At 47.5% G+C, this 22,831-nt stretch carries 20 protein-coding genes and 4 tRNA genes; 13 read left to right on the forward strand and 11 right to left on the reverse strand.

Features of this window, described 5'->3' with window-relative positions; translation table 11 throughout:
• Positions 1–235: 235 nt before the first annotated feature.
• From M1D30_RS04710 to M1D30_RS04765, 12 genes are all read left to right on the forward strand, one after another.
• Positions 236–535 carry a type II toxin-antitoxin system RelB/DinJ family antitoxin gene (locus tag M1D30_RS04710; protein WP_248506784.1) on the forward strand — a complete coding sequence of 100 codons (300 nt, stop codon included), beginning with the start codon at positions 236–238 and terminating at the stop codon, positions 533–535.
• Entirely contained in the window at positions 532–951 is a 420-nt protein-coding gene (locus tag M1D30_RS04715; protein ID WP_248506786.1) for a putative toxin-antitoxin system toxin component, PIN family, read from the forward strand. The genes M1D30_RS04710 and M1D30_RS04715 overlap by 4 nt, the downstream gene beginning before the upstream one ends.
• 312 nt (positions 952–1,263) lie before the next feature.
• Positions 1,264–2,418, forward strand: a complete 1,155-nt coding sequence (gene nspC, locus M1D30_RS04720) for a carboxynorspermidine decarboxylase (protein WP_248506788.1) — start codon at positions 1,264–1,266, stop codon at positions 2,416–2,418.
• A 103-nt stretch (positions 2,419–2,521) separates the two neighbouring features.
• Positions 2,522–2,594, forward strand: a tRNA-Gly gene (locus M1D30_RS04725).
• A 48-nt stretch (positions 2,595–2,642) separates the two neighbouring features.
• Positions 2,643–2,724, forward strand: a tRNA-Leu gene (locus M1D30_RS04730).
• A 28-nt stretch (positions 2,725–2,752) separates the two neighbouring features.
• Positions 2,753–2,836 (forward strand) — tRNA-Leu (locus M1D30_RS04735).
• Between the two features lie 34 nt (positions 2,837–2,870).
• Positions 2,871–2,943 (forward strand) — tRNA-Gly (locus tag M1D30_RS04740).
• 41 nt (positions 2,944–2,984) lie between these two features.
• A complete protein-coding gene (locus M1D30_RS04745; RefSeq protein WP_248506790.1) occupies positions 2,985–3,542 on the forward strand; it encodes a hypothetical protein in 558 nt (185 codons plus the stop codon).
• Between the two features lie 24 nt (positions 3,543–3,566).
• Positions 3,567–3,908: a single-stranded DNA-binding protein gene (locus M1D30_RS04750; RefSeq protein WP_248506792.1), complete on the forward strand. Its 342-nt coding sequence runs from the start codon at positions 3,567–3,569 to the stop codon at positions 3,906–3,908.
• A 3-nt stretch (positions 3,909–3,911) separates the two neighbouring features.
• The gene (gene gldE, locus M1D30_RS04755) at positions 3,912–5,222 is read left to right on the forward strand and encodes a gliding motility-associated protein GldE (RefSeq protein ID WP_248506799.1); all 1,311 of its coding nucleotides are present in this window, start codon (positions 3,912–3,914) and stop codon (positions 5,220–5,222) included.
• A 1-nt stretch (position 5,223) separates the two neighbouring features.
• Positions 5,224–6,009, forward strand: coding sequence for a glycoside hydrolase family 25 protein (locus M1D30_RS04760; RefSeq protein ID WP_248506801.1), 786 nt, complete (start codon positions 5,224–5,226; stop codon positions 6,007–6,009).
• Positions 6,010–6,021: 12 nt separating this feature from the next.
• Positions 6,022–6,420: a hypothetical protein gene (locus M1D30_RS04765; protein ID WP_248506803.1), complete on the forward strand. Its 399-nt coding sequence runs from the start codon at positions 6,022–6,024 to the stop codon at positions 6,418–6,420.
• Between the two features lie 17 nt (positions 6,421–6,437).
• Here the strand turns inward: M1D30_RS04765 and ilvC are convergent, their stop codons facing one another.
• The 10 genes from ilvC to M1D30_RS04815 form a co-directional block, all read right to left on the reverse strand.
• A complete protein-coding gene (gene ilvC / locus M1D30_RS04770) occupies positions 6,438–7,487 on the reverse strand; it encodes a ketol-acid reductoisomerase (protein WP_248506805.1) in 1,050 nt (349 codons plus the stop codon).
• A gap of 198 nt (positions 7,488–7,685) precedes the next feature.
• Positions 7,686–8,426 carry an acyl-[acyl-carrier-protein] thioesterase gene (locus M1D30_RS04775; RefSeq protein WP_248506807.1) on the reverse strand — a complete coding sequence of 247 codons (741 nt, stop codon included), beginning with the start codon at positions 8,424–8,426 and terminating at the stop codon, positions 7,686–7,688.
• Positions 8,427–8,438: 12 nt separating this feature from the next.
• Entirely contained in the window at positions 8,439–8,978 is a 540-nt protein-coding gene (ilvN, locus tag M1D30_RS04780) for an acetolactate synthase small subunit (RefSeq protein WP_248506809.1), read from the reverse strand.
• 17 nt (positions 8,979–8,995) lie between these two features.
• Entirely contained in the window at positions 8,996–10,702 is a 1,707-nt protein-coding gene (gene ilvB / locus M1D30_RS04785; protein WP_248506812.1) for a biosynthetic-type acetolactate synthase large subunit, read from the reverse strand.
• 4 nt (positions 10,703–10,706) lie between these two features.
• The gene (gene ilvD, locus M1D30_RS04790) at positions 10,707–12,509 is read right to left on the reverse strand and encodes a dihydroxy-acid dehydratase (RefSeq protein ID WP_248506815.1); all 1,803 of its coding nucleotides are present in this window, start codon (positions 12,507–12,509) and stop codon (positions 10,707–10,709) included.
• Positions 12,510–12,513: 4 nt separating this feature from the next.
• The gene (locus tag M1D30_RS04795; protein ID WP_248506818.1) at positions 12,514–14,850 is read right to left on the reverse strand and encodes a transglycosylase domain-containing protein; all 2,337 of its coding nucleotides are present in this window, start codon (positions 14,848–14,850) and stop codon (positions 12,514–12,516) included.
• 114 nt (positions 14,851–14,964) lie between these two features.
• Positions 14,965–15,381, reverse strand: a complete 417-nt coding sequence (locus M1D30_RS04800) for a hypothetical protein (protein WP_248506821.1) — start codon at positions 15,379–15,381, stop codon at positions 14,965–14,967.
• 274 nt (positions 15,382–15,655) lie between these two features.
• Positions 15,656–16,354 (reverse strand): response regulator transcription factor, encoded by a 699-nt coding sequence (locus M1D30_RS04805; RefSeq protein WP_248506823.1) that lies wholly within the window; start codon positions 16,352–16,354, stop codon positions 15,656–15,658.
• A 49-nt stretch (positions 16,355–16,403) separates the two neighbouring features.
• Positions 16,404–17,966, reverse strand: coding sequence for a sensor histidine kinase KdpD (locus M1D30_RS04810; RefSeq protein WP_248506825.1), 1,563 nt, complete (start codon positions 17,964–17,966; stop codon positions 16,404–16,406).
• A 190-nt stretch (positions 17,967–18,156) separates the two neighbouring features.
• Positions 18,157–20,316 carry a translation factor GTPase family protein gene (locus tag M1D30_RS04815; RefSeq protein ID WP_248506826.1) on the reverse strand — a complete coding sequence of 720 codons (2,160 nt, stop codon included), beginning with the start codon at positions 20,314–20,316 and terminating at the stop codon, positions 18,157–18,159.
• Between the two features lie 124 nt (positions 20,317–20,440).
• On the opposite strand from M1D30_RS04815, the gene hemW reads away from it, so the two are divergent.
• Positions 20,441–21,538 (forward strand): radical SAM family heme chaperone HemW, encoded by a 1,098-nt coding sequence (hemW, locus tag M1D30_RS04820; protein WP_248506836.1) that lies wholly within the window; start codon positions 20,441–20,443, stop codon positions 21,536–21,538.
• Positions 21,539–21,566: 28 nt separating this feature from the next.
• Here hemW and M1D30_RS04825 read toward each other — a convergent pair whose 3' ends face one another.
• Positions 21,567–22,790, reverse strand: coding sequence for a DUF4861 domain-containing protein (locus M1D30_RS04825; RefSeq protein ID WP_248506838.1), 1,224 nt, complete (start codon positions 22,788–22,790; stop codon positions 21,567–21,569).
• Positions 22,791–22,831 lie beyond the last annotated feature (41 nt).

The raw sequence follows: 22,831 nt of genomic DNA on the forward strand, positions 1-22,831 counted from the left end.
CATATCTGAGTGCAAAGGTACGAATTTTTTTAAAGAATTCCAAATTATAAGAAAAGATTTTGAAAAAATGAGGGCTGAGGGGTGAAGTCTGAAGTCTGAAGTCTGATGGCTGAGGGTTGGAAGAAAGATAAGTGTTTTTTTGCAGAAAAATTTGCATTTATCAGAAATTCTCTGTATATTTGCCATCGAAATGATGGCATAGTGCTGTCATAATGTATATTTAAAGAGAAAAGTTATGGCACAATCAGCAGTTACAGTCAGAATGGACTCTGAAATGAAAATGCAGTTCGATGCACTCTGCGAACAGTTTGGTATGAGTGCTAATACTGCGTTTAATATCTTTGTGAAAGCTGTGATAAGAAGTCGCAGCATTCCCTTTACTATCAAGGGTGCGCCAAGTGCGTTGGACTTGTTTATGCAGCAAAGGAGTGCTGCGGAGTTGAGTCAAGAGCCTGAACTCTCGCTGGATGAAATCAATGCGGAGATTCGTGCAGCAAGGGAAGATATTCGCAAAAGGAAGGGTAAGAAAGCATGATATACGCTGTTATTGATACCAACGTGTTGGTGTCTGCCCTTATCACTCGCAATTCGCTGTCGGCAACGGCCAAGGTTGTGAGGTTGTTGTTTGATGGTGTGTTTACACCCTTGTATGAAAGTAGCATCATTGAGGAATATCAGGAGGTGCTTCATCGTGGGAAGTTCAAACTTGTGCCTGGTGTTGCAGATGCGCTGATCTCCTTTATCAAGGAACATGGAATTGAAACTTCGCGAGCAGCCTTTCATGAATCTATGCCTGACGAGGACGATCGCGTGTTTTATGAAGTATCGTTGAGTGTTGATGATTCTTTTTTGGTTACTGGCAACTTCAAACATTATCCTCAAACGCCTAAGGTTATTAGTCCTGCCGACTTCTTGAAGGTGATAATGGATTCGAAGGGTAATATAGAGTAAGATGGCTGAGGGCTGACGCTATGCCATAAAAGAAAAACTGGCTCGTCATCACGACGAACCAGCGAAAATATCAACTATATCCTTTATTATGAAAACTAAACGCAAATGCGGCGTAAAGCACGCAAATGGTTCTTCCGGATGCAAATTTATGATGTTTTTTTTAATGTACCAAATTTTTTGGAAAGTTTTTTTTAAAAATTTCTCACTATCGACCTAAATACAATACTGCGTTTACTGCAAAAATTATCTCCAAATTTTTTCTTTAATGATGCATTCCTTGGTCATCATAAAAATAATGGTTAACTTTGCAGCATGAAACAGAATTCTATGACGACACCTATTTATATTATTGAGGAGAAGAAACTGCGCAAGAACCTGGCGCTGATTGCCGACGTGGCTAAAAAGGCCGATGTGGAGATTATCCTGGCCTTTAAGGCGTTTGCTCTGTGGAAGACGTTTCCGATTTTTCGCGAGTATATCAACAGTACGACGGCCAGCAGTCTGAGTGAGGCACGACTGGCCAAGGAGGAGTTTGGCGCCAAGGCTCACACGTTCTCGCCTGCCTATACGGACAATGAGATTGACGAGATCGTGAACTGTAGCAGTCACCTGACGTTTAACTCGCTGTCGCAATATGAGCGATATCACGACAGGGTGGCTGGAAAGGTGAGCATAGGCTTGCGCGTGAATCCTGAATATTCGGAGGTGGGCACCATGCTCTATAACCCCTGTGCGCCTGGCACGCGCTTTGGCGTGACGGCCGACAAGTTGCCTGAAACGCTGCCTGCCGACGTGGAGGGCTTCCACTGCCACTGTCATTGCGAGAGTGGGGCGGATGTGCTGGAACGTACGCTGGTGCATATTGAGGAGAAGTTCTCGAAGTGGTTCCCTCAGCTGAAATGGCTGAACCTGGGGGGGGGACACCTGATGACGCGTAAGGATTACGACGTGCCCCTCCTTATTAATATATTAAAGGGACTGCACGAGCGCTATCCCTGGCTGAAGATTATCCTGGAGCCTGGCAGTGCCTTCGCATGGCAGACGGGGCCGCTGGTGAGTCATGTGGTGGACGTGGTCGAGGATAAGGGTATTCGTACGGCTATCCTGGATGTGAGTTTTACTTGTCATATGCCCGACTGCCTGGAGATGCCTTATTATCCTGATGTGCGTGGCGCTGAACATGTGGATATGGACGGCGATGTATGTGTGGACCCACAAACGCCTTTCCTCTATCGACTGGGAGGTAACAGTTGCCTGAGTGGCGATTTTATGGCGTCGTGGAAGTTTGATCATGAACTGAAGGTGGGCGAAGAGGTGATTTTTGAGGATATGATTCATTACACAACGGTGAAAACTTGTATGTTTAATGGCATCTCTCATCCGGCCCTTGGAATGCTCCATGAGGACGGAAATGTAGAAATTTTGAAGACTTTTGGCTACGAAGACTATAGAAATCGCATGGATTAGCACTTTTTTTTGAAAAAATCAAGGAAAAATTTTGGTGGTTCAGAAAAAAGTAGTACCTTTGCATCCGCAATCGAGAGAGATGCACTTTGAACAGAAGTTTTCTGCGGAAATAGCTCAGTTGGTAGAGCACAACCTTGCCAAGGTTGGGGTCGCGGGTCCGAGTCCCGTTTTCCGCTCACAGATTGAACAAAAAGAGAGATTAAGGAAGGCCTTAATCATAAAATGCCCAGGTGGCGGAATTGGTAGACGCGCACGTTTCAGGTGCGTGTGCCGCGAGGCGTGCAGGTTCGAGTCCTGTTCTGGGCACTCTTTTTTTCAATATGTAAAATGTGTTGGAGAGGTGGCGGAATTGGTAGACGCGCTACTTTGAGGGGGTAGTGTCAATTGCGACGTGGGAGTTCGAGTCTCCTCCTCTTCACCTCTTTTTTTTTGATTATTTTTTGATAAGAATTGCGGAAATAGCTCAGTTGGTAGAGCACAACCTTGCCAAGGTTGGGGTCGCGGGTCCGAGTCCCGTTTTCCGCTCTTTTTTTTATTTTAGGAAACACAACCTTTTTCTCATAAAAATGAATTTATACTTAAGATACTTTGACAACGAGACACTTGTTTCGAATGTAGAAGAAGCTCTGGATTTTTTGAGTAACATTAACGAAATAGGCATGAACCCTGTTTTGGAGGCTGATATTCGTGACTATGTGGCAAGTGATGTGCTCTATCCTAAACGCTATAAAATTCGTCCACGTGTATATTTCATTATCATAAAGACTGAAGCGCCCACCATGCTCGACTTTAAGGAGAAGCGTGCTGTTCGTCCCAGTGAGGGGGCCGAGGCTAAGAATCATGCGGCTTCGCCCGTTATCATGCGACTGAACGAGGAGCGTGATGGCTGGTATGAGGGTTCTATCGACTTTAAGCGTGTGCTGATGGTACCTGGCACGGGCAAGTTCCAGTATCGCGATACGCATTTCGTGGCTCAGGTGCGTGCCTTCTCTGGCCTGGATTGCTATAATCGCATTGTGGAGCACTTGCGCCAGCGTGTGGACGAGCGCAGTCAGTTCCCCTCGGCCAAAGGTAAGAACTTTAAGTTTGTCTTCTTGGGTAAAGCTAAGAAGGTGATGAAATAATCGTGTAATGACGGTATCTGGAAAATGAATAAGGTGATGTTGATTGGCAATGTGGGTAAGGATCCCGAGGTGCGCTATGTGGACCAGGGACAGCCTGTGGCTCGTTTGTCGTTGGCAACAACCGAACGCGGATACACATTGCAGAACGGAACGCAGGTGCCCGACCGTACGGAGTGGCACAGTGTAATCTGCTGGCATAAGTTGGCCGAGATTGTGGAGCGTTTCGTGCATAAGGGTGACAAACTTTATATTGAAGGGCGTATTCATTATGCGTCGTACGACGACAAGCAGGGAAAACGCCAGTACTATACGGAAATTTGGGCTGACAATATAGAATTGCTGACGCCACGTCAGCAGACAACATAAAAAATGGACTATCTCCAAGAAGTGTTATCTGGGGTTCAGGTGAACCCAATTGGTTTTGGTGAAATGCTTTCGGCAGTGTTGGCGTGCTTGCTACTGCTGGCTTCTGGGTTTGCTTCGGGTTCTGAGATTGCTTTTTTCTCTCTTTCTCCCAGTCATCTGAACGAGTTGGATGACGAGAAAAACAAGGTTGACCGTAAAATCAAGTTCTTGCGCGAGGATTCTGAGCGTACGTTGGCCACGATTCTGATTACCAACAATCTGATTAATGTGACCATCATCATGCTGTGCAACTATTTCTTCGCCTCTGTATTGGATTTTGGCGAGGTGAAATGGCTGGAGTTTGTGGTGATCACGGTGCTGCTCACGTTCTTGCTGCTGCTGTTTGGCGAGATTATGCCAAAGATTTATTGCGGACAGCATGCGTTGAAGGCGTGCCGATGGTTTGCACCCACCATCATGCTGCTGCGCAAGTTGTTCTATCCCTTGTCGAGCATCTTGATTCGCTCTGGGGCCCTGGCCGAAAAGGTGGTGCGCAAAGAGAACCACGTGTTGAGCGTGGACGACCTGGAGCAGGCTCTGGAACTGACCGATAAGGAGGAACTGAAGGAGGAACAGAATATGCTGGAGGGCATCGTGCGCTTTGGCGACGAGACGGCCAAGGAGGTGATGACCAGCCGTCAGGACATTGTGGACCTGGACTTCCGTTCGACGTTCCCTGAGGTGATCCAGTGTATCGTGGAGAATAACTACTCGCGTATTCCTGTGTATCAGGATTCTGCCGACAATATTCGTGGCATCTTGTATATCAAGGACTTGCTGCCGCATCTGGGCAAACCGGCCTCGTTCCGCTGGCAGTCGCTTATACGTCCGCCGTATTTCGTGCCTGAGACGAAGAAGATTGACGATTTGCTGCGCGACTTCCAGGAGAACAAGGTGCACATTGCCATTGTGGTGGATGAGTTTGGTGGCACCAGTGGTCTGATTACGCTTGAGGATATCCTGGAGGAGATTGTGGGCGAAATCAATGACGAATATGACGAGGAGGAGAAGAACTTTGTTCGTGTGAATGCGAATACTTATATCTTCGAAGGCAAAACGCTGTTGTCTGATTTCTATAAGATTCTGAAACTGGACGATGAGGTGTTTAAAGAGGTGGAGGGCGATGCCGATACGCTGGCAGGACTGCTGCTGGAGTTGAAGGGCGACTTTCCAAGTGAGCACGAACGCATAGAATATGGGCAGTTTAAGTTCGAGATCGTGGAACTGGACGGCCATCGTATTTCTAAGATTAAGGTGATTTTGAAGCAGAGCTAACATGAAGAAACTGACGATATTTCTCACTATACTGTTTTGTTTTGTGGCCGTGGTGGACACTGGCGCAAAAACGCGTAAGAGAACCAGAAAACGTGCTCGCACCACGCGTGTGGTGAAAAAAAAGAAGCGCGTGGTGCCTCCAACGATTCATGAGAATCCTTACTTGGTGTGCGAGGATACGTGCACGCATGTGCATGGCATCGACATGAGTCACTATCAGGGTGAGGTGTTCTGGGAGACGGTAGGCGAGAAAACGAAGATGGCTTATGTTTATCTGAAGGCGACGGAGGGTGGCGATCGTATTGACTCGCAGTATGAGCGCAATATTGACCTGGCACATCGTCATGGCTTGATGGTGGGCTCGTATCACTTCTTTCGTCCCAAGGCCGACCTGCAGTTGCAGCTGGAGAACTTCACCACGCAGTGTCTGCCTGGTGAGCAGGACTTGATTCCTATGCTCGACGTGGAGACGACGGGCAGTCTGCCTACGGAGGAGTTCTGCGACTCGCTGCATAAGTTTCTGGATATGCTGGAGGAGGTTTATCATCAGAAACCGCTGGTGTATACTGGCCGCAACTTCTATAATAAGTATCTGGTGGGCGAGTTGGACGACTATCAGTTGATGGTGGCTATGTATGCCGATGAGCCGCCTGTGCTGGCCGACGACCGTGACTATACTATCTGGCAGTATACCTGCAAGGGGCGTATCCAGGGTGTGAGTGGCATGGTGGATAAGAGTTGCTTGATGGGGGGCCATACTTTGAACGATTTGCGTTTTATTCATTAATATCATCCCACAATGAATAAATCATCGCTTATTGTATCTGTTGTTATTGCCCTGCTGGGCATCTTTGTGGGCCTTTATTTTGCCAAGAATGCTAACGATGAGCTGATGGCTTATCGTGCTGAGCAGCAGGATGTGCTGCTGAGGGAGCAGAACGAGATAGGGGAGAAGGCGGAGTTGGCATCGGTGACGGTAGACACGGATTCCTTAGATTGGTTGATGACGCTGACAGAGAATACGGCAAGGGCTTATCGTGACTATCTGGAACAGCATGCTGACGGAAAGCATGTGAATGAGGCGCGTGAGATTCTGTTGACCATTGCCAGCAGAATGGAGCAGCGTGCCGTGGTATCGGAGGTGTCGGAGGAAAAAGATAGTGTCGAACACGTTGAGGTGTCCGACACTATACAATAATAATATTTCAGTTGTTCTTAGTCTTCCTGATTCTCAGGGCGCAACTTGCGGACGGTCTCGCCTGCACGCCACATCTCCTGGTTGCGCATGGCCTCGAGTTCCTTCTCGAGTCCGGCACGATAGTCGGGCTTTGAGTTGGCATCGATGGTGATCTGTGCCTCGTTGCCAGTCTTAACTGAGTAGTAGAGCCACTCCATGACGGGCTTGATGGCGTCGTGGAAACGGGGAGCCCAGTCCAATGCACCACGCTGAGCGGTGGTAGAGCAGTTGGCATACATCCAGTCCATACCCTTGTCGCCAAAGAGGGGGCCAAGGCTCTGGGTGAGCTCCTCAACGGTCTCGTTGAAGGCCTCTGAGGGGGTGTGGCCGTTCTCGCGCAGCACCTCATATTGTGCCAACAGCAGTCCCTGAATGGCTCCCATCAGTGAGCCACGCTCGCCAGTGAGGTCTGAGGTGGCCTCGCGCTGGAAGGTTGTCTCGAACAGGTAGCCTGCACCAATACCGATACCAAAGGCCAGTGTCTTCTCCTTGGCCTTGCCTGAAGCATCCTGATAGACAGCATATGAGCAGTTCAGACCACGACCCTCGCAGAACATGGTGCGAAGCGATGTGCCAGAACCCTTAGGAGCAACCATGATTACATCGACATCCTTGGGAGGAACAACGCCTGTGCGGTCGCTCCAGTTGATGGCGAAGCCGTGACTGTAGTACAGGGTCTTGCCAGGCTTCAGATATTGCTTGATGGTGGGCCACTGCTGCATCTGACCAGCATCAGAGAGAAGCATGCAGAGGATGGTGCCTTTCTCGGCTGCCTCTTCGATTGAGAAAAGGGTCTTGCCAGGTACCCAGCCATCGGCTACGGCCTTGTCGTAGGTCTTGCCCTGACGCTGACCAACGATGACATTAAAGCCATTGTCGCGCAGGTTGCAGGCCTGTCCTGGACCTTGCACACCATAGCCAATAACGGCGATTACTTCATCTTTCAATACTTCACGTGCTTTCTCGAGTGAGAACTCTTTGCTGGTGACAACTGTCTCAATAACGCCACCAAAATTCATTTGTGCCATAATAGCATTTGTTTTTAAATGTTCGACTTGTCCCTATGAACTATGCCAGCCCTACTCGAGAACCGGACGTTTGGTGATGACCACCGCCTTCTGATGAGTCCATTCGCTTCCTACACGAGGGAGTGACGGGGGATTGATTCTAATAATTTTGTGCAAAGGTAACAAATTGAAAGCAAATAACCAAATATTCTTTCAACTTTATAGGAATTTCACCTTACTTCTGCAGCATTCGGTACCATCGGTACGAACGATACGTACACAAAATTCGTTCTCGCCGGTCTCCTCGCGATAGAAAGATAGCTTGTCGCCAGCATGTGATTCTGCCACATAGGCTATCTCGAAGCGCTGGATGCGATGGGCTTTATACCAGTCGATTGACCAGAGGTCAAGCACGTGCTCTATATATTTCACGGAGTTGATGTGGCCGTTGATGTCCACATCATTATAATAGGTGTCGATGGCGTGGACAAACTCTGCATTGTCTGACATCTTCACGCGACCGCCCTTATCGATGGGGCAGGGCTTCTCGGCCTCAATCCATTCGTTGATGGCGCCGTCTTTGATGGACAGGATGTCGCAGGGTTGGCGTGAGTCGGTGTCGATCATGGCCCAGACGCTGCGTCCGTAGCCATACACCTTGCCATTGTCGTCAGTTACGGCGAAGTTACGCTGGGTGAAGAAGCGCATGGCGTTTTCAACCCATGTCTCAACATTGAACTTGGTATACTGTTCTGGCATCTCGTTCACCTCGATAGCGAGGCGTGAGAGTACCCACGAACGCTTGATGGTCATGAGATATTTCATGCCAAAGCCACGATCGGTGCTGTGAAAGTCGGCTGCGTTCAACAGGTGGTTGCCCAGATGTCCCATAAAGAGTCGGCCACTGAAATCACAGTGAAAGGGCTCGGCCAGGAATTGATATTTTCCTACTTTTTCCATAATATGTGTTTCTTATTTTTTTTCGCGCTCCTCAAGGAAGGCGCTTACTTGCTCCTGAGTACCACGTGTCACGGCAATACGACCAGAACGGGTGTACTGCAGCACACAATCGAAGGCGTCGAGCGCACGGAAGAGTTCGATGATGTCGTCTGTCTGGCCACTCTTCATCACGATGGTGTAGGTGGGGTTCACCTCGGTTATCGTGGCATCATAGCGGCGTACTGTGCGCGATATCTCTGGGTTGGCCAGCACTTTATCTGTCGACAGTTTATAAAGACCGGCTTCACGGATAAACAGCTGGTCGTCTGTGAAGTAGTTGGCCTTGATAACGTCTATCTTCTTCTCTATCTGGCGTGTGATCTTGTTAATCTGGTCTTCGTTGCTCCAGGCTGTAATGGTGTATTTGTGTACACCAGGGATACTTGATGCCGACACGTTGAGACTCTCAATGTTGACCTGACGACGGGTGAACACAGCTGTAATCTGGTTCAAGATACCTGCCACGTTTTCTGAGTAAACGAGGAGGGTATATAATTTCGTATTCTCCTTCATACTTCTAACTTCTTACTTCATACTTCCAATTGCATCTTGTCCACATCCATGCCTGGAGGCGTCATGGGCAGTACGTTGTCCTCCTCCATAATGGCGCATTCCAGAATGAATGGTCCATCGGTGCTGAGCATCTTCTCGATGGCAGCGCTCAGGTCTTTACGCTCGACGACTGCCTGATAGGGGATGCCATAGCCCTGGGCAATGGCTTCATAGCAGGGGTTCATCATCTTGGTGAACGACTTGCGGCGAAGCCAGAACATGTCCTGCCATTGGCGTACGTTGCCCAGATAGTTGTTGTTCATCAGAATCATCTTTACTGGGGCCTTCTGTTCCATGATGGTGCCCAACTCCTGGATGTTCATCTGGAAACCACCATCGCCCATGAAGCAGCAGATGGTGCGTTGTGGGGCGCCAAAGGTGGCACCGATAGCTGCCGGCATGCCGTAGCCCATGGTACCCAGTCCGCCACTGGTGCAGATGCTGCGCTTGTGGTGATATTTGAAATAGCGCGTAGCAAAGAGCTGGTTCTGACCAACGTCTGTTACCAAGACGGCATCATCGGCAGCCTGTTCTGCCACGGCGTTGACCACCTCGCCCATGAGTAGCGGACCCTCTTTGGGGTGGATGGCTGGCTCGATGACCTTGGTGCGTTCTTTCTCGTCGAGTGGTTTGAACGATGCGCGCCATTCCTCGTGATGATTCTTATTGATGAGTGAGGTGAGGGCTGGCAGCGACTCCTTACAGTCGGCTACAACAGCCACATGGGTCTTCACGTTCTTGTCAATCTCACTTCGGTCGATATCCAGATGGATAATCTTCGCCTGTTTGGCATAGGTCTTCAGATTGCCTGTGACACGGTCGCTGAAGCGCATGCCGATGGCGATGAGTACGTCGCACTCCTGTTCCTTCAGGTTGACGGCATAGTTGCCATGCATGCCCAGCATACCCACGTTCAGAGGATGGTTTGAGGGAAGGGCTGATAGACCCAGCATGGTGCGTCCGGCAGGGATGTCGGCCTTCTCGAGGAATGCTTTCAGTTCTTCCTGCGCATTGCCCAGTTCCACGCCTTGTCCTACAAGGGCTAAGGGACGCTTGGCATTGTTAATCAGCTCGGCTGCCTGACGAACAGCCTCATTGTCAAGTTTGGGGTAGGGCACATACGAGCGTACGAAGTCGACCTTCTTTGGCTCCCAGTCAATCTCCTCTACTTGTGCGTTCTTGGGGAAGTCGAGAACAACAGGACCAGGACGACCAGTACGGGCGATATAGAAGGCACGACTGACGGCCCATGCTACATCCTCAGCGTGACGAATCTGGTATGACCACTTTGAGATGGGTTGAGCCAAGCCCACGAGGTCCACCTCCTGGAAGGCATCCGTGCCCAGGGCTGTGATGGGTACCTGACCTGCGATAACGACGATAGGGGTAGAGTCGAGCATGGCATCGGCAATGCCCGTCAACGTATTGGTGACACCAGGACCACTGGTCACCAAGGCAACACCCACCTGGCCAGAGACGCGAGCATAGCCCTCGGCTGCATGTGTGGCGCCTTGTTCGTGGCGCACCAGAATATGGTCAAAGCATTTCTTCTCTCCTCGTGTGTAGTCGTAGAGCGCATCATAGGTGGGCATAATACTGCCTCCTGGATAGCCGAAGATGGTTTTCACGCCTTCGGCCTGTAATGCGCGCATCAGAGCTTTTGCTCCTGTTATTCTGTCTTTCATCTTCTTATTCGATTATTCTGATTCCACCTTTATCGGCACTGCTCACACTTTGTGCATAGGCACGCAGAGCCTTGCTGACCACGCGATGGCGCTTCAGGGGCTGTTGTGGGCGTGCTGCCAGTTCCTCGTCGTTGAGTTTTACGTTGATAGAGCGACTGGGGATGTCGATGACGATGATGTCGCCATCCTTCACCTTACCTATATTTCCTCCGTTGGCTGCCTCTGGTGAGATATGGCCGATGCTCAGACCTGATGTGCCACCAGAGAAGCGTCCGTCGGTGATCAATGCACACTCCTTACCCAGGTGCATACTCTTGATATAGGAGGTGGGGTAAAGCATCTCTTGCATGCCAGGGCCGCCCTTAGGACCTTCGTGGGTGATGACGACGCAATCGCCACTCTTCACTTGGCCACCAAGAATGCCCTCGCAAGCATCCTCCTGGGAATCAAACACCACAGCAGGACCCTCGAAATGCCATAGGCTCTCGTCAACACCTGCCGTCTTTACCACGCAACCGTCCTGAGCGATGTTGCCAAAGAGTACGGCAAGTCCTCCGTCTTTGGTGTAGGCGTGTTCGAGGTCGCGAATGCAACCATTGGCACGGTCGGTGTCGAGGGTGCCCCACTGTTCGCTCTGTGAGCCCATCTTGGTTGAGAAACGGTTGCCTGGTGCTGTCTGATAGATGCGATTCGCCTCAGGATCCACGGCGCCATCAACAATACTGTATTTCTTCATGGCCTCATCGAGGGTCATGCCATCCACACGTGGAGCAGTTCCGTCAATCAGGCCTCCTTTGTTCAACTCGTTCAATATGCCCAGGATACCACCTGCACGTCCACACTCCTGAACGGAGTATTTCTGCGTGTTGGGAGCCAGTTTGCAGAGACATGGCACACGGCGACTCAGCTCGTCGATGTCCTTCATGGTGAAGTTGGCACCAGCTTCCTGGGCTACTGCTAACAGATGGAGTACGGTGTTGGTACTGCCACCCATGGCGATGTCGAGTGCCATGGCATTCATAAAGGCCTTGCGTGTGGCGATATTGCGAGGCAGAACGCTTTCGTCGCCATCCTCGTAATAGGCCAGGGCGTTCTTCACTACCTGTCGGGCAGCAGCCTTGAAGAGTTCAATGCGGTTGGTATGCGTAGCCAGGATGGTGCCATTGCCTGGGAGAGAGAGTCCGATGGCCTCTGTCAGAGAGTTCATCGAGTTGGCCGTGAACATGCCAGAGCATGAACCACAGCCTGGGCAGGCACAATTTTCAATCTGGGCCATCTCTTCGTCGGAAACTGAAGGGTCGGCACCTTTAATCATCGCCGTGATCAGGTCGGCATTCTCGCCTCGCCATTTGCCGGCCTCCATAGGACCGCCTGAGCAGAATACCGTAGGAATGTTCAGACGCATGGAAGCCATCAGCATGCCTGGTGTCACTTTGTCGCAGTTGGAAATGCAAATCATGGCATCGGCCTTGTGGGCATTGACCATATATTCCACTGAGTCGGCGATGATGTCACGACTGGGCAGACTGTAGAGCATGCCGTCGTGTCCCATAGCGATGCCGTCGTCAATGGCTATTGTGTTGAATTCAGCCGCATAGCAGCCCATCTTCTCGATTTCCTCGCGAACAATCTGACCGATTTCGTGAAGATGTGTATGACCTGGTACAAACTGCGTAAACGAGTTGACGACGGCTATGATTGGTTTGCCAAACTGCTCACGTTTCATACCTGTGGCCACCCATAATGCTCGAGCGCCAGCCATTCTTCTACCTTCTGTGCATACTGCACTACGCAACTGATTTTTCATATGGCTATTCGAATATTTGATTAATGATTTGTTCGTCAGCACCTGCATCGTCTACCAGTTCCATGTCGTCTTCACGATTGCAGGGGTCGAAATCTGCAGGCATGTCAAACTGATCTTCCTGGGTATAGGGCAGGTGACTGTCGGCATATATTTTCTTCATATATAGCGCAAAGATTGGCAGGGCCATTGATGCACCTTGTCCATAGAGCATGGAATCAAAGTGAATATCTCGGTCGTCGCCGCCAACCCAACAACCTGAAACGAGGTTGGGCGTGACTCCCATGAACCATCCATCACTATTGGAGTTGGTGGTACCTGTCTTTCCGCCAATGGGGGCAGTCAGGTTGTAGCGGAAACGCAAACGGCCACCCGTGCCACCATCGACCACGGCTCGTAGCATATAGAGCATCTTGTCGGCACTCTCTCCGCTGATAACCTCGTTCATCCTGGGTTTAAACTCCTCAAGAACGTTGCCCTCATTATCTACGATACGTGTTACGTACATGGGGGCCGAACGGATGCCGTGGTTGACAAAGGCTGTATAGGCACTAACCATCTCGCTCACGGTAATCTCGCATGGACCCAAGCAAAGGGCTGGTGAGGGGTGTATCTCGGGGTTCATGATGCCATAGTTACGAAGTAAGGTGACAAAGCCTTCGGGGGTAAGGCGATGCATCATGAGGTAGGCCGATATCCAGTTGTTAGACTGTTGCAGACCCCATTTCAGCGATACCATCTCGCCATAGCGAGCGCGACTGCCATTGCGTGGCGTCCATGGCTGTCCTGCAACCATGTAGGTTTCCTGTACGTTGGGTACTTCGTCGCATGGAGTCATACCATTTTCCATGGCCAATGAATAAAGGAAGGGCTTGATGGTTGAACCAACCTGACGACGACCCTCTGTGGCCATGTCGTAGGCAAAATGCTGATAATCCAGACCTCCTACGTAGGCTTTGACGGCACCTGTCTGTGGCTCCATACTGAAGAAGCCTGTTCTCAGGAATGATTTGTAATAGCGTATAGAATCCATGGGGGTCATAATCGTGTCCACTTCGCCATGATAGGTGAAAATGGTCATGGGTATACGCGTGTTAAAGGACTTGTTTATCTCCTCGTCAGAATAGCCTTCATTCTTCATAACACGATAGCGTTCTGATTGGCGTACGTTGCGCTGAAGAATCTTTTTGATTTCTTCTTTCGACAGATTTCGTGAATATGGAGCGTTGGGTTTTGACTTATTGGCTTTATTGAACTCTGGTTGTAGTCCTTTTACCACGTGCTCGTAGCATGCTTCTTCGGCATAGCGTTGCATGCGCGAATCGACGGTGGTATAGACTTTTAATCCATCTGTATAGATGTTGTAATTTGAGCCATCGCGCTTGGTGTGTTTGTTGCACCATCCACACAATGGATCTGTTTCCCAGTTCAGTGAGTCAATGACGTATTTCACATAGTTCCATTCTGGATAGTCGCTTCTGTTTGGTCGCTTCGCCATCATGTATCGACTAAGGAAACCACGGAAATAGGTGGCAATGCCGTCGTTGTGGTCGGCGACGTGGAATTTCAGGTTCATGGGGACCTGACAGCAACTGTCATACTGCTCAGGAGTGATATACTCGGCCTTTAACATCTGATTCAGTACCACGTTGCGACGATCCAGTGCACGTTCTTCATAGCGCACGGGGTTGAAGTATGAGGGATTTTTGCAAAGACCAATCAGTGTGGCTGCTTCGGTGATGGTTAATTCTGATGGCTCCTTTGAGAAATAGGTGTTGGCTGCAGTCTTAATGCCTACAGCATTATGCAAGAAGTCAAAGTAGTTCAGATACATCGTGATGATCTCGTCCTTCGTGTAGTTACGCTCTAACTTCACGGCAATCACCCATTCTATGGGCTTTTGAAGTGCACGCTCCATGGTAGAGTGAGCAACGTCGGAGAATAGTTGCTTGGCTAACTGTTGGGTGATAGTTGAACCACCACCAGCATTCTTCTGTCCCATGATTCCACGCTTAACGATAGCGCGGCCAAGGGCATAGAAGTCAATACCAGAATGCTCGTAGAATCGTGCATCTTCTGTGGCCACCAATGCTTTGATGAGCCAAGGCGACAACTCGGAATACTGTACCATCACGCGATTCTCTCTGCTGATACTCCAAGTGCCCATCAACTCGCCATCGGCAGAATATACCTGTGTTGCATAGCGGTTAATAGGATTTTGTAAATCCTCAATGGGGGGCATATAGCCTATTTTTCCTTCAGAGATTGCCCAAAAACAGCCTGCTGTTCCTAACACGATGATAGCTAGCAGGGTCCATAGGAATCCGATAAACCATTTTCTCATCTCGTCTTTTATTTGTCGAATCTTAATTAATTTGCATGCAAAGGTACGAAATTAATTCGAAACAGCGCTAAAATAAGACTTTTTTTGAGTTTTAATGAGACAATGTGTTTTTATTTAGTATTTATCCAGTATTTCCTTGAGTTTTTTCTTTTTCTTTTCCTTTTTTGATAATCTCTTTTCTGATGGAAAAAGATAATTGATTAATCCTAGCAGATTCAGCCCTCCGTTCATGTTCTTTCCTGCTGCAACCATTTGTAATTCTTTTGTGTCTGGTTGCATCTTTTCATTCAGTTTTCGATAGTCGTGTTGTTGCTTATCTTTACCAAAGACTATGACTTCTTTTAGGTTTAATAGTTTTGAGATAAGGAATACGGTATCTCGAAGTTCACTTAAATTAACTAACCTCTCTTCATAATTAACGTGGCTAAAAATTAATGTCTTACTACTTTCTGGAATGGTTATATAGCCAAGGGAATCGGAATGCCATATCCCGCTCTCTGTTGTTATGTTGACTTCGGTTATCGGTTTCATAGTCTCGATGTCTATAACGACTAATCGTCGCTGGGCTTTTATTTCTGCATAGCCCAGTATGAGTAATAAAATGATGATCAATCTCGTTGACATAATCCTTTGGTCTATTGTTTGATTTCTGATTGCAAATTTATTAATAATTCTGACAATAGACTATTTGTTTTTTCTTAGAAAACCTTATAGATAATAAAATTAAATCAAGATTAAGCATATTTAAAAAAGAAAGCCTCAAAAGTTAAAAACTTTTGAGGCTCCTTGTTGTATTGTGATTGTATTAATCTTCCTCGGGTGTAATGAGTTTGTAACCTTTTCCGTGGATGTTGATAATTTCAATCTGAGGATCGTCCTTTAGGTGCTTGCGCAACTTGGTGATGTATACATCCATAGAACGTGCGTTGAAATAGTTATCGTCAATCCAAATGGTCTTCAGAGCAAAGTCGCGCTGCAGAATCTCGTTGGCATGACTACAGAGGAGGGCCAGAAGCTCGTTCTCTTTTGTGGTGAGCTTGGTTTGCTTTTCATCAAGTGAGAGTAGCTGTTTCTGGGTGTCGAATATGAACTTACCAATCTTGTAAACGGTAGACTCCTTGTTTTTCTTACCACGTACGCGGCGAAGTATTGCTTCAATACGGAATACAAGTTCTTCCATTGAGAAGGGCTTGGTGATATAATCGTCGGCTCCCAATTTGAAACCTTCGAGAATATCTTCCTTCAAAGTCTTAGCAGTGAGGAAAATGATGGGGATTTCTGCATTGGCAGAACGAATCTCTTGTGCCAAAGTAAATCCGTCTTTTTTGGGCATCATGACATCGAGTACACAGATGTCGAACTTGGTTTTCATGAAAGCCTTGAAACCAGCATCGCCATCGGGGCATAGTTCTGCTTCGTAGCCTTTAGCAGCCAGATATTCACGCAACAATGAACCGAGGTTCTCGTCGTCCTCGCAAAGCAAGATTTTCAGTTTGTCTTCCATAACTTTTTCCTTTCTTCTTTAAATTTATTAATATCGATGTTTTTAATTATTATTCGGAATCTTCTTTAAGAACGGGTAGCGTAACTGTAAACTTCGTACCCTTTCCGTATTCACTTTCACATTTTATCTCTCCGTCATGAAGATTGATAATTTCCTTGACATATGCCAAGCCCAATCCGAAGCCTTTCACATCGTGAACATTGCCTGTGTGTACGCGATAGAATTTATCGAAAATCTTCTTGACGCTGTCCTTCTTAATACCTTGACCATTGTCTTTGATGCTGAAGCAAAGATTGTCTCCATCGTTCCATGTACGAATGTGAATGTTGACGGGTTGGTCTGGCTTGCGATACTTTACCGCATTGTCCAGTAGGTTGGTGATGGCATTTTGAAAATGTACTTCGTCCACAAATATGGCTGAATCAATCGCCTCAATCTCTGTCGTAATCTTGCCTCCGGTATGCTCTACGCGCAAATTGAATGTGGCAGAGGTCTGCTCTAAAAGTTCATTGAGGTCAAGCTCTTTTTTCTTAAAGGATGTTGACTTACGATCGAACATTGACATCTGAAGAACTTTTTCTACGAGGAAGCGTAAACGGCGCGACTCATCACCAATAACTGTACTCAGATGTTTCATCATTGAAGGACTTTTGGTGACAGCCTCATCTCCTAACATCTGGGCTGCCAGTGATATGCTGCTGATAGGAGTCTTAAGCTCATGTGTCATGTTGTTAATGAAATCGTTCTTGATCTCTGTATAACGCTTTTGTCTAAAGATAATGACGATGGTAAATACGAATGTAATGAGCAACACAACAGTGAAGATAACGGAAGGAATCATAAATCGGATACTCGAATAGATGTATGAGTCCATGTCGGGGAAGTGGATTCGAACCACGCCCATCTTTGTTGAGGGGTCGTTTCGGAATAGTGTCTGTGAATAGCTCCACTGTTCGCCTTTGGTGGAATAGTCTGGACAACGATATACTTCACGACCATCGGCAGTGAGAACGGCAAGATGATATGGCATGTCAATGCCACTGTTTTGTAACTGCACGCTGATGTCCTGATCCAGGAGCTTGAAGTTGACACGCTCCTTGAGAGGCTTTTCATTTGCTGTGTAGAGAATGTTATATACTACTTCGTCGAGTAGGGCCTTTTGATATACATAGCGTGTGCGTACGGCTTCCTGTAAGCTTTTAGTAGCTTCAGACAGCTGGTCTTTGTCTGTGCGCATCATCATTGCCTTTGGTGTGTTCGCTGGCTTTGTTGCAAAGGTCTTGAGCTCGAAAGCCGAGTAGAACGTTCCGTCTTCTGCCGATACAGAGAATTGATGCGCATGTTGTATGCTGCCATCAAGACCATTGACGATGACGGAGTCTTGAGTTACAGCCCGGCGTTCCACATCATTGACGTCTTTTTCCAGGTAACGTAAGGTCTCGTTCAACTCTAAGTTGCGTGAGGCTTGATAAAGCGAACGGTTTACACTTTCGTCAAACTGCTCTTTCTTCATCTTTGCAATCTCTTCAATATAGGATATCTGCATGTAGAGCAGTCCCAAGAATGAGAGACCCATGATGATGGCGATAGTCCATATTGTTGATTTCTTCATTTCGCTTCTATGTTTTGTTGTTGGTTGCAAAGATAAATAATTATAGAATTCAAGGGCTGAATTAGTTAATGATTTTGGTTAAAATTAACTTGGATTAACAAAAATGATTGTTTATAGTTTTAATTATGAAAATAAAAACAGGAACAAAGATGTGCCTTTGCTCCTGTTTTTGAAAGTGTAAATGGCTTGTTTAATCTTCGTCTTTGAGTTCTGCCTCGTGCTCTTTGATAAGTGTTTGCTGAATATCGTTGGGCACCAGTTCGTAAGAGGCAAACTTGGTGGTGAACGATGCACGGCCGCCAGTGATAGAGCTTAGTGCGATAGAGTAGTTGGAGAGCTCCTTCAAAGGAATCTTGGCAGAGAGTTTCTGATAGCCTGCCTCAGAGTCCATACCCATGATAATGGCACGGCGTCCCTGCAGGTCACTCATCACGTCGCCCATATAGTCGGCAGGTACATAGACCTCAAGATCATAGATGGGCTCCAGTACCTTAGGACCAGCCTCGCGGAAGGCTGCACTGAAAGCGTTACGTGCAGCGAGCATAAATGAAAGTTCGTTAGAATCAACGGGGTGCATCTTGCCATCATAAACAATGACGCGCACGTCGCGAGCGTAAGAACCTGTCAACGGACCCTGTTCCATGCGTTCCATCACACCTTTCAGGATGGCGGGCATGAAGCGCATGTCGATGGCACCACCAACAACCGAGTTGATGAATACGAGTTTGCCGCCCCAATCCAAATCGATTTCTTCCTTGCTCTTGATGTTCATCTTGAACTCCTGGCCGTTAATCTTGAATGAAGTGGGATCTGGCATGCCATCAGCATAAGGCTCTACAATCAGGTGAACCTCACCAAACTGACCTGCACCACCAGACTGTTTCTTGTGACGATAGTCGGCACGTGCCATCTTTGTGATGGTCTCACGATATGGAATCTTAGGCTCGATATACTCAATCTTAATCTTCTCGTTGTTCTCCATACGCCATTTCAAGGTGCGCAGGTGGAACTCACCTTGACCATGAACGATAATCTGGCGCAATTCCTTTGATTGTTCAACAACCCATGTGGGATCTTCCTGACGCATCTTGGTCAGGGCTACCATCATCTTCTCGGTCTCGGCCTCGTTGACGGCCTTGATGGCACGAGAATACTTAGAGTTGGGATATTTAATGAAGTCGTAGCGCCACTCGCAGTCCTTGCCATTGAGAGCGTTGCCGGTCTTTACATCCTTCAGTTTAACTGTGCAACCGATATCGCCTGCCTTGAGTTCGTCAACAGGAATACGGTTGGCGCCTGCACAAGCATAGATGGTGCCGATGCGTTCCTTAGAACCACGGTCTGAGTTGGTCAGATCGTCGCCACTCTTCACGGAGCCGCTCATTACCTTGAAATACTGTACTTCACCGATATGAGGTTCTACGCCAGTCTTGAAGAAATAGAGTGATGCAGGGCCTGCGGCATCGGGATTGACCTCTTCGCCACGGGTGTTGCGTACCTTAGGCATCTCGCTCACGAAAGGAACAACATTGCCCAGGAACTCCATCAGACGGCGCACGCCCATATCTTTGCCTGCGCAGACGCAGAACACGGGGAAGATGGAGCGGGTTACCAGACCCTTGCGGATACCTTCGCGCATTTCGTCTTCAGTAAGACTCTCGCTCTCGAAGAATTTCTCCATCAGTGTATCATCATTGGCAGCAGCTGCCTCTACGAGGGCAGCGTGCAACTCCTTTGCTTTCTCCATCTGGTCGGCAGGAATCTCCTCAATGATAGGAGCACCACCTTCAGGCTTCCATGAATATTTCTTCATCAGAAGCACATCAATTACGGCATTGAAATCGGGACCTGTGGCAATAGGATACTGCACGGGAACACACTTCTCACCGTAAATTTCCTTCATGTTGGTGAGGATAGAATCGAAGTCGCAATTCTCTTTATCCAGTTGGTTCACCAAGAAGATAACGGGCTTTTGTAGTTTGTCGGTATAGCGGAAGGCATTCTGTGTGCCAACCTCAGGACCATACTGACCATTAATCAGAATAACAGCCTGGTCGGTAACGTTGAGGGCGGTGATGGCGCCACCTACAAAGTCGTCAGAACCTGGGCAGTCAATGATATTCAGTTTCTTATTATTCCATTCTACATGAAAAACAGTAGAGAACACCGAGTAGCCATATTCCTGCTCAACGGGGAAGTAATCGCTCATGGTGTTCTTACCTTCTACGCTACCGCGGCGCTTAATGATGCCAGCTTCGTAGACCATTGCTTCGGCAAGAGTAGTCTTGCCGCTACCCGCACTGCCAAGCAATGCAATGTTTTTGATTTCGTTGGTTTGATAGATCTTCATAACTTCTATAATTTTAGGTGTTATCGGTTTAAATTGTTTTGTGGGTTCGAAATTAAGCATTTTCCACGAAAATACCAAAGATTTTTCTTGGAAATTAAACAAAATTAGTAATTTTGTGCCCGTTATGGCAGGAATATACGTTCATATACCATTTTGTAAGAGTCGTTGTATATATTGCGACTTCTATTCACAGACATCATTGACTCTTAGGCAGCGCTATGTTGATGCTGTTTGTAAGGAAGCAGATGCACGCTCGTCTTATATAAAGGAACGCGTGCGCACTATATATATAGGTGGAGGGACACCCTCCCAACTTGAACCCAGACAATTGGCACAAATTTTTCATGTGTTAGGTTCTGCCGAGGAGGTGACAATCGAGGTGAATCCTGATGATGTGACTCCATCCTTTGCTGAAGCTTTATCGGAACTGCCTGTGAATCGTGTGTCTATGGGCGCACAGACTTTTAGTGACGAACGACTTCGTTTCTTACGGCGTCGTCATAGTGCTGGCCAGGTGTCTCAGGCAGTTCGTTTACTTAGGGAGATTGGTATTGGAAATATCAGTGTCGACTTGATGTATGGTTTCCCCAATGAGACAATGGAAGAATGGGTGCGTGATATCGATGCTGTCCTGGCTCTCGATGTGGAACATGTTTCGGCTTATTCTTTACAGTACGAGGAAGGAACATCGCTGTCTCGAATGCTGGAAAATGGTGATGTGAGTAAGGTTGACGAGGAATTGGAACGGCAGATGTATTATACGTTAAAAGACCGTCTCAATAGTGCGGGTTACGAGCACTATGAAATTAGTAATTTTGCTCGTTCTGGTTATCGTTCGCGCCATAATAGTAGCTATTGGCGCCAGGTTCCTTACTTGGGACTAGGAGCGGCTGCGCATTCTTTTGATGGAAGTACCCGTCAGTGGAATGTTGCGGACATTCGCCAATACATTGAAGGAGTTGAGCAGGATAAATGTGTGGCGGAACAGGAGGTACTGACACCTGATAATCTTTATAATGAGATGGTGATGACAGCTCTCCGTACATGTGAAGGTATTGATGTGAGCAAGCTTTCCGAAGATTATCGAAGCTACTGTTTAGCGCAAGCTCAAACTTTTGTTAAGAATGGCTTGTTGGTGAAAGATGGGACACGTCTCTGTCTCTCACGTGAGGGACTCTTCGTGAGTGATATGGTAATGACAGCTTTAATGCATGTAGAATAAAAGACTGTGAAGTTTTCTGTTCTTGTGCTTATTGTATGGCGATTTTGATGGGGTTTTCTATCTCGCGACGCCAAGTTTTAAGCCATGCGAACCAATCCTTTGCGCTGTGTAGTCCAAAGTCCTCGTTGTCAGACGTATATGCAATCTTGTATGATAGCTTGTTACACTTCGACTTTATGACAAAAGTATAGTTGTCTTTGTTGGCGGGTATCTCACTGTCTAAGTAATCTTTTGGTATGAAAATTCCTAGTCCTACCGTCTCGCGTTTCCAGTTAATGGTGTCGCTAGCAGGATAGTCTGTACCCCAGCAACCACGAAGTCCATGATGGTCGCTGTATTCTACAGATCCTTTAATATTAATGATGCCAGTAGAGAATGGCTCAATGTCTGTTGTATGATCGGAAGTGTTGATAATAGATACGTCAACATCGGTGTCGCGATGACCGGCATATTGGGTATAGCGAATGGTTATCTCGGCATCTTTCTTCGAAACGGGTAGTGTCCAATCGTAATCATTGATTTCGATAATAGTACGCAATGGACCATTTGCGAGTATGCGTTGAGAACGTGTTTTTACTGGTTCTATCATGGTGGGTTCTTGGCCATTCCATCCTCTCAGGGCGCCCAATCCAAATGAATTGCCTACCCATAATACATCATCACCATAACCAGCAGTCTTTTGATCGGGTTGGGTGTAGAACTGTGTGTCCTTTATTTCAAGGCGTTTGTAGCGTTTGCCATATAGATCTAGTGTTTGTCGTTTGTCGAAATAGATACGAATGCCATTGAGTTCACTTTCAAAAGCTACTCCATGATGATGTAGCATGTTGTAAGAGTTGACGTTGCCATTAGCGGTGATGGCATTGATATAGTTATCGTGTTTGTTCTTCTGTTTCACTTTCTCGTTGCGCACCACCATTTCGGCATAAACGCGTGGGGGATAGGTATGCGGTTTCCCTTCATTTAGTAGTATTACCTCATAGTCTCTTGTTTCCTTGCCTTTTAGGTCTACTAGAAAGCATAGTTCGTCAAAAGTGTGGTCATTGTTTAAATCGTCCAATTGATAAGGAATCTCTTGGTTGTTAGCCTTCACTGAGGCAGAACATACTTCGCCATACGATGCCAGGTTGATGACAACGGGAATGTCTGTGCGTTCTTTATTTATGGGGTTGGTTACTTTGATGGTGATTGTTTTCTGAGCTTGCGTTGCTAGTGCTGCGCATAGCATAAGAGGCAATAATATTTGTTTCATTCTTTCTGTTTTCATTTTTGCAAAAATACAGAAATAGATTT

Source organism: Prevotella sp. E15-22, from assembly GCF_023204875.1.
GTDB lineage: Bacteria > Bacteroidota > Bacteroidia > Bacteroidales > Bacteroidaceae > Prevotella.

Coding starts and splice junctions, on each gene's coding strand:
- M1D30_RS04710 (WP_248506784.1), top strand. CDS start 236: ATGGCACAATCAGCAGTTACAGTCAGAATGGACTCTGAAATGAAAATG.
- M1D30_RS04715 (WP_248506786.1), top strand. CDS start 532: ATGATATACGCTGTTATTGATACCAACGTGTTGGTGTCTGCCCTTATC.
- nspC (WP_248506788.1), top strand. CDS start 1,264: ATGAAACAGAATTCTATGACGACACCTATTTATATTATTGAGGAGAAG.
- M1D30_RS04745 (WP_248506790.1), top strand. CDS start 2,985: ATGAATTTATACTTAAGATACTTTGACAACGAGACACTTGTTTCGAAT.
- M1D30_RS04750 (WP_248506792.1), top strand. CDS start 3,567: ATGAATAAGGTGATGTTGATTGGCAATGTGGGTAAGGATCCCGAGGTG.
- gldE (WP_248506799.1), top strand. CDS start 3,912: ATGGACTATCTCCAAGAAGTGTTATCTGGGGTTCAGGTGAACCCAATT.
- M1D30_RS04760 (WP_248506801.1), top strand. CDS start 5,224: ATGAAGAAACTGACGATATTTCTCACTATACTGTTTTGTTTTGTGGCC.
- M1D30_RS04765 (WP_248506803.1), top strand. CDS start 6,022: ATGAATAAATCATCGCTTATTGTATCTGTTGTTATTGCCCTGCTGGGC.
- ilvC (WP_248506805.1), bottom strand. CDS start 7,487: ATGGCACAAATGAATTTTGGTGGCGTTATTGAGACAGTTGTCACCAGC.
- M1D30_RS04775 (WP_248506807.1), bottom strand. CDS start 8,426: ATGGAAAAAGTAGGAAAATATCAATTCCTGGCCGAGCCCTTTCACTGT.
- ilvN (WP_248506809.1), bottom strand. CDS start 8,978: ATGAAGGAGAATACGAAATTATATACCCTCCTCGTTTACTCAGAAAAC.
- ilvB (WP_248506812.1), bottom strand. CDS start 10,702: ATGAAAGACAGAATAACAGGAGCAAAAGCTCTGATGCGCGCATTACAG.
- ilvD (WP_248506815.1), bottom strand. CDS start 12,509: ATGAAAAATCAGTTGCGTAGTGCAGTATGCACAGAAGGTAGAAGAATG.
- M1D30_RS04795 (WP_248506818.1), bottom strand. CDS start 14,850: ATGAGAAAATGGTTTATCGGATTCCTATGGACCCTGCTAGCTATCATC.
- M1D30_RS04800 (WP_248506821.1), bottom strand. CDS start 15,381: ATGAAACCGATAACCGAAGTCAACATAACAACAGAGAGCGGGATATGG.
- M1D30_RS04805 (WP_248506823.1), bottom strand. CDS start 16,354: ATGGAAGACAAACTGAAAATCTTGCTTTGCGAGGACGACGAGAACCTC.
- M1D30_RS04810 (WP_248506825.1), bottom strand. CDS start 17,966: ATGAAGAAATCAACAATATGGACTATCGCCATCATCATGGGTCTCTCA.
- M1D30_RS04815 (WP_248506826.1), bottom strand. CDS start 20,316: ATGAAGATCTATCAAACCAACGAAATCAAAAACATTGCATTGCTTGGC.
- hemW (WP_248506836.1), top strand. CDS start 20,441: ATGGCAGGAATATACGTTCATATACCATTTTGTAAGAGTCGTTGTATA.
- M1D30_RS04825 (WP_248506838.1), bottom strand. CDS start 22,790: ATGAAACAAATATTATTGCCTCTTATGCTATGCGCAGCACTAGCAACG.